Raw genomic sequence first — 15,078 nt, forward strand, 5'->3', positions numbered from 1 at the left:
ACGGCGGGCATGGTGTCCCGAGCGCGGACCCGGTAGGATAGCCGGGCCCGGGCGACGGCCCGTGCTCCGTGATGCTGCGGCGGGCCGAGCCCGCCGTCGTGCGCGCTGAGGTGGCCGGCCGTCGTCGCCCCTCGTACCCCACGAAATGAGAACCGTAGATGTCTGTGCGCTCCGACCTGCGCAACGTGGCGATCGTCGCCCACGTCGACCACGGCAAGACCACGCTCGTCGACGCGATGCTGCGCCAGTCCGGCGCCTTCTCCGCGCACCAGCACGTGGACGAGCGCGTCATGGACTCCGGTGACCTCGAGCGCGAGAAGGGCATCACCATCCTCGCGAAGAACACCGCGGTGCGGTACGCCGGCCCGGCGGCCGCCGCGGTGGGCGAGCCCGACGGCATCACGATCAACGTCATCGACACCCCGGGCCACGCCGACTTCGGTGGCGAGGTCGAGCGCGGCCTGTCCATGGTCGACGGCGTCGTGCTGCTCGTGGACGCGAGCGAGGGCCCGCTCCCGCAGACCCGGTTCGTGCTCCGCAAGGCGCTCGCCGCGAAGCTCCCGGTGATCATCGTCGTCAACAAGGTCGACCGACCCGACTCGCGCATCACCGAGGTCGTCGCCGAGGCGACCGACCTGCTGCTGGGCCTCGCGTCCGACCTCGCGGACGAGGTCCCCGACCTCGACCTCGACGCGATCCTCGACGTCCCGGTCGTCTACGCGTCCGCGAAGGCCGGTCGCGCCTCGCTCGACCAGCCGCTGGACGGCCAGCTCCCCTCGAACGAGGACCTCGAGCCGCTCTTCACGACGATCCTCGAGAAGATCCCCGCCCCGACGTACGACGAGGGCGCGCCGCTCCAGGCGCACGTGACGAACCTCGACGCGTCGCCGTTCCTCGGTCGCCTCGCGCTCCTGCGCATCTTCAACGGCGAGCTGCGCAAGGGCCAGGTCGTCGCGTGGGCGCGCCACGACGGCACGCTCCAGAGCGTGAAGATCACCGAGCTGCTGGAGACGAAGGCGCTCGACCGCGTCCCCACGGACAAGGCCCGCCCCGGCGACATCGTCGCGGTCGCGGGCATCGCCGACATCACGATCGGCGAGACGCTCACCGACCCCGACGACCCGCGCCCGCTGCCGCTCATCACGGTCGACGACCCGGCCATCTCGATGACCATCGGCATCAACACCTCGCCGCTCGCGGGCAAGGGCGGCAAGGGCCACAAGGTCACGGCCCGCCAGGTCAAGGACCGCCTCGACGCCGAGCTCGTGGGCAACGTGTCGCTGCGCGTGCTCCCGACCGACCGCCCCGACGCGTGGGAGGTCCAGGGCCGTGGCGAGCTCGCGCTGGCGATCCTCGTCGAGCAGATGCGCCGCGAGGGCTTCGAGCTCACGGTCGGCAAGCCGCAGGTCGTCACGCGCACCATCGACGGCAAGACGCACGAGCCGATGGAGCGCATGACGATCGACGTCCCCGAGGAGTACCTCGGCGCGGTCACCCAGCTCCTCGCCCAGCGCAAGGGCCGCATGGAGACCATGTCGAACCACGGCACGGGCTGGATCCGCATGGAGTTCATGGTCCCGGCGCGCGGTCTGATCGGGTTCCGCACGCGGTTCCTCACCGAGACGCGCGGCACCGGCATCGCGTCGTCGATCTCCGAGGGCTACGAGCCGTGGGCCGGTCCCATCGAGACCCGCACCACGGGCTCGCTCGTCGCCGACCGCGCGGGCAAGGTGACCCCGTTCGCGATGATCAACCTCCAGGAGCGCGGCTCGTTCTTCGTCGACCCCACGCAGGAGGTCTACGAGGGCATGATCGTCGGCGAGAACTCGCGCAACGAGGACATGGACGTGAACATCACCAAGGAGAAGAAGCTCACGAACATGCGGTCCTCGACGGCCGACAACTTCGAGAACCTCGTCCCGCCGCGCCACCTCACGCTCGAGGAGTCGCTGGAGTTCGCGCGCGAGGACGAGTGCGTCGAGGTCACGCCCGAGGTCGTCCGCATCCGCAAGGTCGTCCTCGACCAGACCGAGCGCGCCCGCGCGACGTCGCGCGCCAAGCGCGCCTGACGCCGCCCACCGGGTGACCGTCCCGCAGAGCCAGCAGGCCGCCGTCGTGCCCGACGGCGGCCTGCTGGCCGTCCACGCCCACCCCGACGACGAGACCCTGGCGACGGGCGCGCTCCTCGCGACCTGGGCCCGCGCGGGCGAGCCGGTCACCGTCGTGACGTGCACGCGCGGCGAACGGGGCGAGGTGATCGACACCCCCGCGCACCCGACGGGCGTCGGGCACCTCGAGGGTGACGGGCCCGCGCTCGCCGCGTTCCGGGAGACCGAGCTCGCCCGCGCGCTCGCCGCGCTCGGCGTGCGGGACCACGTCTTCCTCGACACGGTCGCGAGCCCGGGCGAGCCGTCCGACGGCGGCGCGCCCGCGCGGTTCGAGGACTCCGGGATGGCGTGGGTCGCCCCGGGCGTGGCCGGCGGCGTCGCGGCCGGGCAGCTCCCGCCGCGCGCGTTCGTCGGCGTCCCGCTCGACCAGGCTGCCGCGCGCCTGGCCGCGCTGGTGCGGGACCGGCGTCCCGCGGCCGTGGCGACGTACGAGGCGGGTGGCGGCTACGGCCACCCCGACCACGTCCGGGCCCACGACGTCACGGTGCGTGCGCTCGAGCTCCTCGCCGCGGACCGCGAGCCGGTGCCCGCGCTGTGGGAGGTCGTCGCCCCCGAGACCACGGTGCGCGCGGCGCGTCGCGCGCTCGCCGAGCACCCCGCCGCGCGGGGGCTGCTCGCGGCCGACCCGCGGCTCACGCTCCCGGACCCGGACGAGGAGCTGCCCCCGCTCGCGCGTCCCGACGCGTCGCTGCGCGCGCTCGTCGGCGTGCCGGTGGGTCCCGTGCTCGACGACGTGCTGGCCGCGATGCGCGCGCACGCGACGCAGGTCCAGCACGTGACGTCGGCGGTCGTCGGGGCGGGGGAGGAGCCGGTGCTGCTCGGGTGGTACGCCCTGAGCAACGACGTGCTGGCGCCCGTCCCTTCACACGAGTTCTACGCTCCCTCCGGCCCGGCTCTCCCGGGCGACCAGGTTCGCCCCGGACCCACCCGTTAGCCTGGGACCCGTGGAGACCGGTACGGGGCGGCTCGTGGGCCGCGGGGTGGCGTGCGCGCTCGTGGGTGCGCTCGTCGGTCTCGTCGGTACGGTCGCGCACCGGGCGCACCTCCTGGGCGTCGACCTCCCGGGCGGGGCCGGGCTCGGCATCGTGCTCGCCCTGCTGACCGTCCTCGCGGCGGCCACGCTCGCCCGCGCCTGGGGCGGGATGGCGGGTCTCCTGGGCTTCGGCGTCGGGTGGGTCGTCGTCGTGCAGCTCCTCTCGCTCGAGGGGCCGGGGGGCGACGTGCTCGTGCCGAGCGAGCCCGTCGGGTACGTCTGGATCTACGGCGGCATGCTCGTGGTCGCCGCGGCGGCCTTCCTGCCCCGGTCGTGGTTCAGCGACCGCCCGGTCCGCACGGCCCAGCACGGGCGTCCCACCAGGCACGACGGACCCGAGAACCCCCTCGCGTCCCGCTAGTATTCGCCGTGCGGATCCCCGCACACCCCTCGTCGTCGCGCGGACCGCCGCGCGCCTTTCGTCACGGAGACAGTGGATGGGTCAGCCGACCGACCGAGACGCCGATCTCGACTCCCCTCAGGACGCCGTGCCGGAGCCCGCCGAGACGGTCGAGCCCTCGGCTCCCGAGACGGCGCCCGGCCCCGACGCGCAGGCTACCGACGCTTCCGGTGACGTCCCCTCGACCACGCCGACGGACGGACCGGTGGACACCGTCCCGGACGCCTCCGCCCCGATCGCGCCCGTGGACCCCGGTCCGGCGGGCGTGGAACCGGTGGAGCCCGGCCCTGCGGCCGAGGATCCCGGCGCGATCCCGACGGACGACGTGCCGGCCCCCGCGGAACCGCAGGGCACCGCGACCGACGCAGCGACCGCGGGTGCGACCGGCACCGCCGCGACCACGGGTGACGCACCCGCCGTCGACGATCCCGCCGTCGACGCCGCCGCGCCGGGCACCGCGGCCCCGGCCCAGTCCCCGGCCGACGCGGACGCGCGTCCCGGAGCCGACGCGGCGACACCCGCCGCTGCGGCCGACAAGGCCGCCGACTCTGACGCGGTGACCGGCACGGACGCAGGCGCTGCTGCCGCGAGCCCCGCCGTCGAGCCCGACGCGGGCACGCAGGCGGAGAGCGGTACGGACGCGTCCGCCGCGGACGCCCCGGCGCCGGAGGTGTCGCGCGTCGACCCCGTCGAGGCGCCCGGCGCGCCGACGCCGACCACCCCCGACGATGCGGTCACCGACGTGCCGGCGGCCGGCGCTGCCGAGACCCCGGGGCACGCCGGCACCGCGGACGACGGCGACGAGGAGCCGTACGTCCCGCGCGTGTTCGCGTTCGACCCGAACGTCCCGGCCGTGCTCGTCCCTTCCCCGGGCGTGCAGGCCGATCCCTCGGCCGCCGCGGCGGCGGACGACGTCGACCAGGAGGCTCCCGCGTCCGACGCCCCGTCGGCCGCCCCCGACGCCACGGCCTCCGGAGCGCCGTCCGCGAGCGGCCCGTCGGTCGACGCGACGCCGACCGACCGGTCGGCCGCCCCGGCCGGGGGAGACCCGGCCGACGAGCGCGCGGCCGAGCGGACCGCCGTCGTGCCCGTGGTCGCCGGGCAGGAGGGCGACCAGGGCCGACCCGCGAACGGGGGGAGCGACACCGCGCCCGACGCGACGCAGGTGATCCCGCCCGTCGACCCGTGGTCCCGGCCCGCGCCCGTCGTGCGCACCTCGATCCTCTCGCCGGCCTCGCCCGACGAGCCCGCGGCCGCGAGCCAGACGCCGGACGCTGCCGCTCCGGCGGGGGCCACCGGCGCGGCTGACGGCCCCGGCACGACCGCGTCGGGCACCGCGCCGTCGGGCACCGCCGCGCCCAGCGCGTTCACGCCGGTCCCGCCCGACGACTCTCGCGAGGCCTCTCCCTTCGAGGGCTTCGACGAGGACGGTCCGCGGCGCGGCTGGGCCCGCGGGCTGCTGTGGACGGGGGTCGCCGTCCTGGTCCTGGGCGGCCTGTACACGGGCGCCCAGTGGTTCTTCTCCGACAAGGTCCCGAGCGGGACGAGCGTCGCCGGCGTCGACGTCGGCGGTCTGTCCCGGACGGCGGCCGAGGACCGGCTCGAGTCCGAGCTCGGGCCGCGCGCGGCCGAGCCGATCACGCTCGTGGCGGGCGAGGCGAGCACGACGCTCGACCCGGCGACGGCGGGCCTGACCTTCGACGCCGCGGGGACGGCGGAGGAGCTCACGTCGTTCTCGATGAACCCGGCGCGCCTGTGGCAGCACCTGTTCGGCGGCAAGGACGCGGAGCCCGTGGTCACGGTCGACGACGCGGCACTCGACGCCCAGGTCGAGGCGCTGCGCGGCAGCCTGGAGATCGAGCCCGTGGACGGGTCCGTGCAGTTCGTCGACGGCGCGCCCACGAGCACGCCGGCCGCCGACGGCTCGGCGCTGGTCACCGAGGAGGTGCCCGCGACCATCACGGAGAGCTGGCTCGTCACCGACGGGCCGGTCGAGCTGCCCACCGAGGCCGTCGAGCCCACGATCACGCAGGACGAGACGGACGCCGCGCTCGCCCTGGCGGAGAAGGTCGTGTCCGCGCCCGTCGTCGTCTCCGTCGGCGGCCAGTCGCCGGAGCTGCCCCCCGAGGCGCTCGCGGCGGCGGCCTCCTTCGCGGCGACGGACGGCGTCCTCACGCTGGCCTTCGACGGCCCCGCGCTCGTCCAGTCCGTGGTCGACCGGACGAACGACCTGCTCACCGCCGCGGACGACGCGCACTTCGTCTTCCGGGACGGCGCGCCGGTCATCGAGGGCGGCGAGCCCGGCACGACGATCGACCCCGCGGCCATCGCGACGGCCGTCACGACGGCCGCCTCGGGCGACGAGCGCACGGCGACGGTCGAGCTCGTCGAGTCGGACCCGGAGCAGTCGGTCGCGGCGCTCGAGGCGCTGGGGATCAAGGAGAAGGTGTCGGAGTTCTCGACGCCCGTGCCCAACGTCCCCGTCCGCACCGCGAACCTGAAGCGTGGGGCGGAGAAGGTGGACGGGACGCTCGTCAAGCCCGGGGAGACCTTCTCCCTCGTCGACACGCTGTCGCCCATCACGCTCGAGGGCGGCTACTTCGCGGCCGGCATCGTCGAGAGCGGGCGCCACACCGAGGGCGTCGGCGGCGGGCTGTCGCAGATGGCCACGACCACGTACAACGCGGGCTTCTTCGCGGGGCTCGAGGACGTCGAGCACCGGCCGCACAGCTACTGGTTCGAGCGCTACCCGGCCGGTCGCGAGGCGACGATCTTCGTCGGCTCGATCGACATGAAGTTCAAGAACGACACCCCGTACGGCGTCCTCATGCAGTCCTGGGTCGGTGGCGGCCAGCTGCACGTCGCGATCTGGAGCACCAAGTACTACGACGTCGAGACGTCGTCGAGCGGCAAGTCGAACGTGGTCCAGCCGACGACGGTCACGCACTCGGGCGCGGACTGCGCCCCGACGCCCGCGGGCAGCCCGGGCTTCTCCATCACGAACTACCGCAAGGTCTACCACGAGGGCGAGCTCGTCAAGGACGAGTCCTACCGGTGGACCTACAAGCCGGACAACGCGGTCGTCTGCGAGTAGGCCGGCCCACCCACACACCACGGAGGTCCCATGCTCGGACGCAGCGAACGGGAGTCGGGAGCGCAGGCGCTGCTCGCGGCCACGGCGGCGGGATGGGTCGACGGCGACCCGACGGAGGCGCTGCTCGACCTCGGGTCGACGACGGCGACGCTGTCGACCGTCGCGAGCATCGACGCGCTGTCCGCCGTCGTGCACCTGGGCCATCCCGCGCAGCCGTCGCACGAGCTCGAGCGCGCGCTCCTCGCGGCACCGCCGTCGCTCGTGCTGACGGGCGCGTCGGCGGTGCCGTCGCAGTGGGTCTGGGTCGGCCGGTCGACGGCGGCCCGCGACCTGACGGGGCACGTCGTCGTCGACGAGGCGGGGATGCGCGACCGGCGCCACGTGCTGCGCACGATGGGTGTCAGCCCGTCGCTCGTCCCGACCCGGACCACGCTGGACGAGCGCGTCGCGCTCGCCGGCGCCGACGGCAGCCTCGTCGTCGAGCGCTCGGTGGCCCACGGGCCGCTCGCCGCGCTCGGCTACGCCGAGCTCCCGGGCAGCGAGCTCCTCGGTGAGGGCGCTCCCGTCTGGTACGGCCTCCTGGAGAGCCGCGACGCGGCGCCTCGGGCCGAGGGCGTCGCCCAGGTGTGGCTCGCGTTCGGGCCCCGCGACGACCACCGCGGCTCGCTCCAGGAGACGCTCGCGCTGGTCGCCGCCGCCGGGATCGACCTGCAGCACCTGCGCAGCCACCGCTCGCAGGCCGGACCGCACATCTTCTTCTGCGCGTTCTCGTGCCCCGACGCGACGACGCTCGACGGCCTCGTCGCGGGGTTCGGCGAGCGAGGCGTCGCGCACCGGGTCCTCGCGGTCCTGCCCGGGCAGGAGTTCGTGCCCGGCCCCGACGCGCTCGAGCCACGCTGGGCGACCGCCCCCGACCCCGTCCACGCGTGAGCGTCGGGTACCTCGGCCCCGAGGGGTCGTTCACCCACCAGGCGGCGGCCGCGTGGTCGCAGGCGCACGGCCGGACCGCCGTCGGGCTCGCGGCACGCACCACCGTCGCGGACGTCTTCGCGGGCGTGGCGGCGGGCGAGCACGAGCGGGGCGTCGTCGCGATCGAGAACACGGTCGAGGGGTACGTGGTGCCCTCGCTCGACGCGATCGTCGGGAGCGCCAGCGTCGTCGCGGTCGACGAGGTCGTGCTCGACATCTCGTTCGACGCGTTCGCGCGCCCGGACCACGGCGAGCTCACGGAGGTCACCGCGCACCCGCACGGCCTCGCGCAGTGCCAGGGCTTCGTGCGCCGGACGGGTCTCGCGCCGGTCGCGGCGTCGTCGAACGCCGCCGCGTGCCGCGACGCCGGGCCGCACCAGGTCGCCCTCGGCCCGACGATCTGCGGCGAGCTCTACGGCCTGGAGACCGTCGAGCGCGCGGTGGAGGACTTCGCGGGCGCGCGCACCCGGTTCCTCGTGCTGGCGCCGCGCGCGGAGGCCGCCGCGGCGCTCGGCCGGGCGCGAGGTCACGGCGAGACGTCGTGGCGCACGATGCTCGCGGTGACGCCCGTCGTCACGGGACCCGGCGTGCTGGCGCGCATCACGCAGGCCTTCGGTGCGCGGGGCGTCAACCTGTCGAGCCTCATCACGCGACCGCTCAAGGCCGTCGCGGGCACGTACGTCTTCGTCCTCACGGTCGACGGCGCACCGTGGGACGCGCCGGTGCGCGCCGTCCTGGAGGACCTCGTCCGGGCCGGGGACGCGCTCAAGACGCTCGGGGTCGTGCCGGCGCGCGGCGAGCTCGACGAGTCGGTCCACGCCGACGTCGACGCCGCGCACGTCCCGGTGGGGAGCGTCGACGCGTCGACCGTCGCGGCAGATCGTGCGACGGGGCTCCTGTGGTGACCGCCGCGGGTGCCGCGCCGGAGCAGGCGGCGTCGCGCACGGTGGTCCGGGTCGGCGTCCTCGGCCTCGGCCTCGTCGGCGGCTCGGTCGCGCGGCTCCTGCACGAGCAGGGCGTCGAGGTGACCGGCTACGACGCCACGGCGACCACGCGCGCGGCGGCGCGTGCCGCGGGGCTCCGCGTCGTCGGCGACGTCGCGGAGGTCTGCGCCGACGAGCCCGACGTCCTCGTGCTCGCCGTGCCGCTGCGCGCGATGCGGGCGGTCGCGACCGACGTCGCCCGGCACGTGCGGGGCGCGACGGTCGTGACGGACGTCGGCAGCGTCAAGGGCGCGGTGCGCGACGCCGTCCGGTCCGCCGGGCTCGACGCCCGGTACGTCGGGGCGCACCCCATGGCCGGGACCGAGCACTCGGGCTTCGAGGCGTCCGACCCGGCGATGCTCGCGGGCGCGCGCTGGGCCGTGACGGTCGACGCGACCACGCGACCGGACGCGTTCACGGCCGTGCTGCGGCTCGTCACGGGCCCGCTCGGCGGCACGGTGCACGTGCTCACCGACGACGTCCACGACGAGTCCGCCGCGCTCGTCAGCCACGTCCCGCACGTGCTCGCGACCGAGCTCCTGGGCGTCGTCGCCGACGCCCCCGTGCGCGACGTCGCGCTGGGGCTCGCCGCGGGCAGCTTCCGCGACGCGACGCGCGTGGGGCGCACCGACCCGCGCCGGACCGAGGCCATGGTCACGGACAACGCCGCCTGGGTGGCGTCCGCGCTGCGCGTCGTCGTGCGCGACCTCGAGCAGCTCGTCCGCGCGCTCGAGACCAACGCGCCTGTGGGCGAGTTCTTCGACCGGCCCGACCCGGTGCGTGCCGCGCCGGGCGGCACCGGCGAGCCCGTGCGCGTGGACCTCGACGACGCGGGCACCTGGCGCGAGACGCTCACGGCGGCCGGGGCGCGGGGCGCCGTCGTCGTGGGCGTCGAGGACCGGACGGTCGTCGTCGCCTGAGGTCCGGCCACCGGAACCCGGCGCCGCCCGTGGCGGGCCAGGTCGTCGGTCGGCCCGGTCGTCAGTCCGGGCGTGACGCGGGTCGCCGTGGCGGCCGCGGCGGGACCGGCTTGCCGGCGACGATCGCGTCGAGCGGTACGGACACCAGGGGAGGGGCGTCGTCGCGCGGGCCGTGGCCGCGGTGCGGCAGGGCGCTGCCGCCGGCGTCCTCGCGCAGCACGAGCGCGGTCGCGGTGGTCTCCACGACCACCCCGATCACGTCGGTGAGGGGCTTGCCCGCTGCCGCCGCGTCGTCGGGCGAGAGCCTGCGGCGGACGACGACCCGCGTCCCCGGCGCCCACGTCGTCCAGGGCGAGTCGGGCACGCGGCGGCTCCTCGGGTCGTGTGACGTTCGTCCACGGGCTGGTCAGGGAGGGTCGGGCACCGCCCGACCTGAGCGATACTAGTCGTGCATGCCCCTGTCATGACCTCGCCCCTCGCCGGGCCGGGTCCGGACGAACCAGAAAGGTACTCGGTCGTGACTTACGTGATCGCTCAGCCGTGCGTGGACGTCAAGGACAAGGCGTGCATCGAGGAATGTCCTGTCGACTGCATCTACGAGGGCAAGCGGTCGCTCTACATCCACCCGGACGAGTGCGTCGACTGCGGCGCGTGCGAGCCGGTCTGCCCCGTCGAGGCGATCTACTACGAGGACGACGTGCCGACGGAGTGGAGCGACTACTACCGCGCCAACGTCGAGTTCTTCGACGACCTCGGCTCGCCCGGCGGCGCCGCGAAGATGGGTCTCATCGAGAAGGACGACCCGATGATCGCCGCCCTGCCGCCGCAGGCCTGAGCCCTCGGCGCCGGCGCTCGTGGGACTCGCCGACCTCTCCGGTCTCGCCTATCCCTGGGACACGCTGACCCCGTACGCGGAGCGCGCGCGAGCGCACCCCCGCGGCGTGGTCGACCTCTCCATCGGCACCCCGGTGGACCCGACCCCCGCCGTGGTGCGCGACGCGCTCGCCGCCGCGTCCGACGCGCACGGCTACCCGACGACGCACGGGACGCCCGCCCTGCGCGAGGCGGTCTCCGCATGGTTCGCCCGCCGTCGCGGCGTCCCCGGCCTCGATCCCGACGCCGTGCTCCCCACCGTCGGGAGCAAGGAGCTCGTGGGGCTGCTGCCCTCGCTCCTGCGGCTCGGTCCGGGCGACGTCGTCGTGCACCCGCGGACGGCCTATCCCACGTACGACGTCGGTGCGCGCCTGGCCGGCGCGACGCCGCTCGCGACGGACGACGTCGAGGAGTGGGCGGGCCGCGACGACGTGCGGCTGGTCTGGGTCAACTCGCCGAGCAACCCGACGGGCCGGGTCCTCGACGCCGCGCACCTCGCGCGCGTCGTCGCCGCGGCCCGCGAGATCGGCGCGGTCGTCGCGAGCGACGAGTGCTACGCGGAGCTCGCGTGGACGGAGCCGTTCACGACGACCGGTGTCCCGAGCCTGCTCGACCCGGCGGTGTGCGGCGGCTCGCACGAGGGTCTGCTCGTCACCTACTCGCTCTCCAAGCAGTCGAGCATGGCGGGCTACCGCGCGGCGTTCGTCGCGGGGGACGCCACGCTCGTCGCCGACCTGCTCGCGACGCGCAAGCACCTCGGCATGATCGTCCCCGCGCCGGTCCAGGCCGCGATGGTCGCGGCCCTGTCCGACGACGCGCACGTCGCCGCGCAGCGCGACGTGTACGCGCGCCGCCGCGAGGTGCTCGTCGCCGCGCTCACCGGCGCGGGCCTCGCGATCGACCACTCGGAGGCGGGCCTCTACCTGTGGTCGCGACCCGCCGACGAGGCCGGGGGCGACTGCTGGCGGACGGTCTCCGCGCTCGCCGACCTGGGCGTCCTCGTCGGGCCCGGGGCGTTCTACGGAACCGAGGGCGCGGGGCACGTGCGCGTCGCCCTCACCGCGACCGACGAGCGGGTCCACGAGGCCTCGGCTCGACTCTCCGGAGGCCTCCCGCTGGCGTGACCTGGATCACAGCGGGTGTGGTGTTCTCGTGACGGTTCCTGATTGGTCACGTGCGGGTGAGGCGGGGTACGGTCGACCGCGCGGCAACGGCGCGAGCAGCAGCAGGAAGGGAACCATGACCACCACTCAGCAGGCGAAGGTCCGCCTCCTCGTCGACGACCAGGCGCAGGACCTGCCCGTGGTCGCGGCGACCGAGGGCAACGACGGCATCGTCGTGTCCTCCTTGCTCAAGTCGACCGGCCTCGTGACCGTCGACCCCGGCTTCATGAACACCGCGTCGTGCGAGTCGAGCATCACGTACATCGACGGCGAGGCCGGCATCCTCCGGTACCGCGGGTACCCGATCGAGCAGCTCGCCGAGCGGTCGAGCTTCCTCGAGGTCGCGTACCTCCTCATCCACGGCGAGCTCCCCGACGCCGCGACCCTCGACGCGTTCGTCGAGCGCGTCAACCGCCACACGCTCGTGCACGAGGACTTCCGCACGTTCATGGGCACGTTCCCGCGCAACGCGCACCCCATGGCGGTGCTGTCGTCCGCGATCAACGCGCTGTCCACGTTCTACCCCGAGTCGCTCGACCCGTTCGACGACGAGACGGTCGAGCTCGCGACGGTCCTGCTCCTCGCGAAGTCGCGCACCATCACGTCCTACCTGCACCGCCGCCGCGTCGGCGAGCCGCTGCTCTACCCGGACTACTCGCGCGGGTACGTCGACGACTTCCTGCGCATGACGTTCGCGACGCCGTACCAGCAGTACGAGGCGGACCCGGTCGTGGTCGACGCGCTCGACAAGCTGCTCATCCTGCACGCCGACCACGAGCAGAACTGCTCCACGTCGACGGTCCGCGTCGTCGGGTCCTCGCACGCCAACCTCTACGCGTCCGTCGCGGCCGGGGTCAACGCGCTCTCGGGCCCGCTGCACGGCGGCGCGAACGAGTCGGTGCTCACCATGCTCGACAAGATCGCGGGCGCGGAGTACGACGTCGACACCTTCATGAAGAAGGTGAAGAACAAGGAGGACGGCGTCCGCCTCATGGGCTTCGGCCACCGGGTCTACAAGAACTACGACCCGCGTGCGGCGATCGTCAAGAAGTCGGCCGACGCCGTGCTCTCGACCCTCGGCAAGAAGGACCAGCTCCTCGACATCGCCATGGGCCTCGAGGAGATCGCGCTCAACGACGACTACTTCATCGAGCGCAAGCTCTACCCGAACGTGGACTTCTACACGGGCCTCATCTACAAGGCCATGGGCTTCTCGCCGGCCATGTTCACGCCGCTCTTCGCGCTGGGCCGCATGCCCGGCTGGATCGCGCAGTGGCGCGAGATGATGAAGGACCCGCAGACCAAGATCGGCCGTCCGCGCCAGGTCTACGTCGGCGAGACCGAGCGCGACTACGTCGCCGTCTCCGACCGCTGACGGCCCCTCCTCCGGACGCCGCGCCCCTCACCCTCGGTGAGCGGCGCGGCGTTCGTCGTCTGCGGTCCCGCGCCCGACGCAAGCCGGCGGCGGTCGGTCAGGACGCGTCGGGGACGGCGACGTGGACGCGCAGGGCGCCCGGGTCGAGCGGGGCGAGGTCGGCCGGGTCGGGGGTGGTCCACGTCGAGCCGTCGCGCGACCAGCGGCGGTCACCGACCTCGACGGCGACGACGTTCGTGGCGTCGGCCGTCGCGACGGCCCACTGGGCGACGGCCCACGCCGAGCGCTCGACGCCGCCGTCCTCCGCGGCCGCGGGGAGCGCGGACGCGTCGACGGCGACCGTGCCCCCGGTCCCGCCGTCGAACGGTGCGACGCGGACCGCGTCGCCGAGGTCGCGCGCGGCGCGCTCCCGGAACGGCTCGGTCGGGTCGCCGTCCTCCGGCACCTCCGCCGTGGGCACCGCAGCGAGGTCGCACGTGAGCGACGCGGGCGACCAGCCGGTCAGCGCGGACGCCCACGCGCGCGAGCGGGGCTCGTGCTGCGCGTACGCGTCGGGGAACGCGGACCGCTGGACGGTCTGCGCGGCGACGGTGACCTCCATGCCCTCGTAGCCCTCGACCGTCTCGAGCGCGTCGTAGAACGTGTTGGTCGAGTAGACGGGGTCCATGATCTCCGCGACGGTGCCCCACCCCTGGGAGGGGCGCTGCTGGAACAGGCCGACGGAGTCGCGGTCGCCGTAGTCGATGTTGACGAGCCGCGACTCCTGCAGCGCGGTCGCGAGCCCGATGGTGGCGGCGCGGGCGGGGAGCCCGCGCCGCACCGTGGCCCCGGTGATCAGTGCCGCGTTGTCCGCCTGCGTCACGGAGAGGTACCACGTGCGGCCGTCGGCGGTCGCGGCGCAGCGCTCCGCGACGGGCGTCGCGTCGTCGAGCCGGTTGAGCGCGACCACGACCGCGCCGACCCCCACCGCGGCCACCGTGACGAGGGTGACCGCGGTGCGCAGGGGGCGCCGTCGTGCCCGGACGCGACCCCGCGCCGGGGCGGCGGGGGAGCGCGGGGGCTGCGTCGTCGTCATCGTCGAGGCGGGGTGTGCTCGGGAGGGCCGGTCAGTTCGCGTGCAGCGCGGCGTTGAGCTCGACGCCCGCGCCGGTCCGCGAGACCGCCTCGACCCCGCCGGTCAGCGAGTTGCGCCGGAAGAGGATGCCGGACCGGCCGGCGAGGTCGCGCGCCTTGACGACGAGCGGCTCGCCCGCGGCGTCGTGCTGCCCGACGACCGTCACCTTGGTCCCCGCGGTGACGTACAGGCCGGACTCCACGACGCAGTCGTCGCCGAGCGGGATGCCGAGGCCGGCGTTGGCGCCGAGCAGGGAGCGCTGACCGACCGAGATGACCTCGCGGCCACCACCGGACAGCGTGCCCATGATGGACGCGCCACCCCCGACGTCGGAGCCGTCGCCCACGACGACGCCCGCCGAGATGCGCCCCTCGACCATCGACGTGCCGAGCGTGCCCGCGTTGAAGTTCACGAAGCCCTCGTGCATCACCGTGGTGCCGGCCGCGAGGTGCGCCCCGAGGCGCACGCGGTCCGCGTCGGCGATCCGGACGCCCGACGGGACGACGTAGTCCACCATGCGGGGGAACTTGTCGACGCCGAGCACGGTCACGGGCTGACCCGTCGCGCGCAGGCGCAGGCGCGTCTCCTCGAAGCCGTCGACGGCGCACGGGCCGTGGTTCGTCCACACGACGTTCGCCAGCACGCCGAAGAGGCCGTCGAGGTTCAGGCCGTGCGGCACGACGAGGCGGTGGGAGAGCAGGTGCAGGCGCAGGTAGGCGTCGGCGGTGTCGGCGGGGGCGGCGTCGAGGTCGATCTCGGTCCGCACCACGACGACGTCCACGCCGCGCAGCTCGTCGCGCTCCGCGAGCGCGTCGAGCGACGCGGGCACGGCGGCGTCCACCGGGGCGGCGCCGAGCTCCGGCGCGGGGTACCAGACGTCGAGGGTCGTGCCGTCGTCGGTGACGGTCGCCAGGCCGTAGGCCCACGCCGTACGCGGCTCGGACGCGCCCGCCGACGAGGCGGGCGCGGGGGTCGCAGAAGTCATG

13 protein-coding genes are annotated in these 15,078 nt (G+C 74.8%); 10 read left to right on the top strand and 3 right to left on the bottom strand.

Features of this window, described 5'->3' with window-relative positions; all coding sequences use genetic code 11:
- Positions 1-158: 158 nt before the first annotated feature.
- The 7 genes from typA to ABIE39_RS13350 all read left to right on the top strand — a co-directional run bounded on the left by typA (position 159) and on the right by ABIE39_RS13350 (position 9,567).
- Positions 159-2,069: a translational GTPase TypA gene (gene typA / locus ABIE39_RS13320; RefSeq protein ID WP_175008011.1), complete on the top strand. Its 1,911-nt coding sequence runs from the start codon at positions 159-161 to the stop codon at positions 2,067-2,069.
- 13 nt (positions 2,070-2,082) lie between these two features.
- On the top strand, positions 2,083-3,102 hold the full coding sequence (locus ABIE39_RS13325) for a PIG-L family deacetylase (RefSeq protein ID WP_354052117.1): 1,020 nt from the start codon (positions 2,083-2,085) through the stop codon (positions 3,100-3,102).
- Positions 3,103-3,112: 10 nt separating this feature from the next.
- Positions 3,113-3,562, top strand: coding sequence for a hypothetical protein (locus tag ABIE39_RS13330; protein ID WP_186810349.1), 450 nt, complete (start codon positions 3,113-3,115; stop codon positions 3,560-3,562).
- Between the two features lie 244 nt (positions 3,563-3,806).
- Positions 3,807-6,695, top strand: a complete 2,889-nt coding sequence (locus ABIE39_RS13335) for a VanW family protein (RefSeq protein ID WP_354052119.1) — start codon at positions 3,807-3,809, stop codon at positions 6,693-6,695.
- 30 nt (positions 6,696-6,725) lie between these two features.
- Complete coding sequence (locus tag ABIE39_RS13340) at positions 6,726-7,625, top strand: hypothetical protein (protein ID WP_354052121.1); 900 nt, start codon at positions 6,726-6,728, stop codon at positions 7,623-7,625.
- On the top strand, positions 7,622-8,569 hold the full coding sequence (locus ABIE39_RS13345) for a prephenate dehydratase (RefSeq protein ID WP_354052123.1): 948 nt from the start codon (positions 7,622-7,624) through the stop codon (positions 8,567-8,569). The genes ABIE39_RS13340 and ABIE39_RS13345 overlap by 4 nt, the downstream gene beginning before the upstream one ends.
- Entirely contained in the window at positions 8,566-9,567 is a 1,002-nt protein-coding gene (locus ABIE39_RS13350; RefSeq protein WP_354052125.1) for a prephenate dehydrogenase, read from the top strand. Before ABIE39_RS13345 ends, ABIE39_RS13350 begins: the two co-directional genes overlap by 4 nt.
- 61 nt (positions 9,568-9,628) lie before the next feature.
- Here the strand turns inward: ABIE39_RS13350 and ABIE39_RS13355 are convergent, their stop codons facing one another.
- Positions 9,629-9,931: a putative acetyltransferase gene (locus ABIE39_RS13355; protein ID WP_175008014.1), complete on the bottom strand. Its 303-nt coding sequence runs from the start codon at positions 9,929-9,931 to the stop codon at positions 9,629-9,631.
- Between the two features lie 153 nt (positions 9,932-10,084).
- On the opposite strand from ABIE39_RS13355, the gene fdxA reads away from it, so the two are divergent.
- From fdxA to ABIE39_RS13370, 3 genes are all read left to right on the top strand, one after another.
- Entirely contained in the window at positions 10,085-10,402 is a 318-nt protein-coding gene (gene fdxA / locus ABIE39_RS13360) for a ferredoxin (RefSeq protein ID WP_024841122.1), read from the top strand.
- Between the two features lie 19 nt (positions 10,403-10,421).
- Positions 10,422-11,564 (top strand): succinyldiaminopimelate transaminase, encoded by a 1,143-nt coding sequence (gene dapC / locus ABIE39_RS13365; protein ID WP_354052128.1) that lies wholly within the window; start codon positions 10,422-10,424, stop codon positions 11,562-11,564.
- Between the two features lie 115 nt (positions 11,565-11,679).
- Entirely contained in the window at positions 11,680-12,978 is a 1,299-nt protein-coding gene (locus ABIE39_RS13370; RefSeq protein ID WP_021482791.1) for a citrate synthase, read from the top strand.
- A 97-nt stretch (positions 12,979-13,075) separates the two neighbouring features.
- Here the strand turns inward: ABIE39_RS13370 and ABIE39_RS13375 are convergent, their stop codons facing one another.
- Both ABIE39_RS13375 and dapD read right to left on the bottom strand, forming a co-directional pair.
- On the bottom strand, positions 13,076-14,053 hold the full coding sequence (locus ABIE39_RS13375) for a hypothetical protein (protein ID WP_186810350.1): 978 nt from the start codon (positions 14,051-14,053) through the stop codon (positions 13,076-13,078).
- 31 nt (positions 14,054-14,084) lie between these two features.
- On the bottom strand, positions 14,085-15,077 hold the full coding sequence (gene dapD / locus ABIE39_RS13380; protein WP_175008016.1) for a 2,3,4,5-tetrahydropyridine-2,6-dicarboxylate N-succinyltransferase: 993 nt from the start codon (positions 15,075-15,077) through the stop codon (positions 14,085-14,087).
- Position 15,078: the final 1 nt, after the last annotated feature.

It is taken from the genome of Cellulosimicrobium sp. 4261, assembly GCF_040546915.1.
Lineage (GTDB): Bacteria > Actinomycetota > Actinomycetes > Actinomycetales > Cellulomonadaceae > Cellulosimicrobium > Cellulosimicrobium cinnabarinum.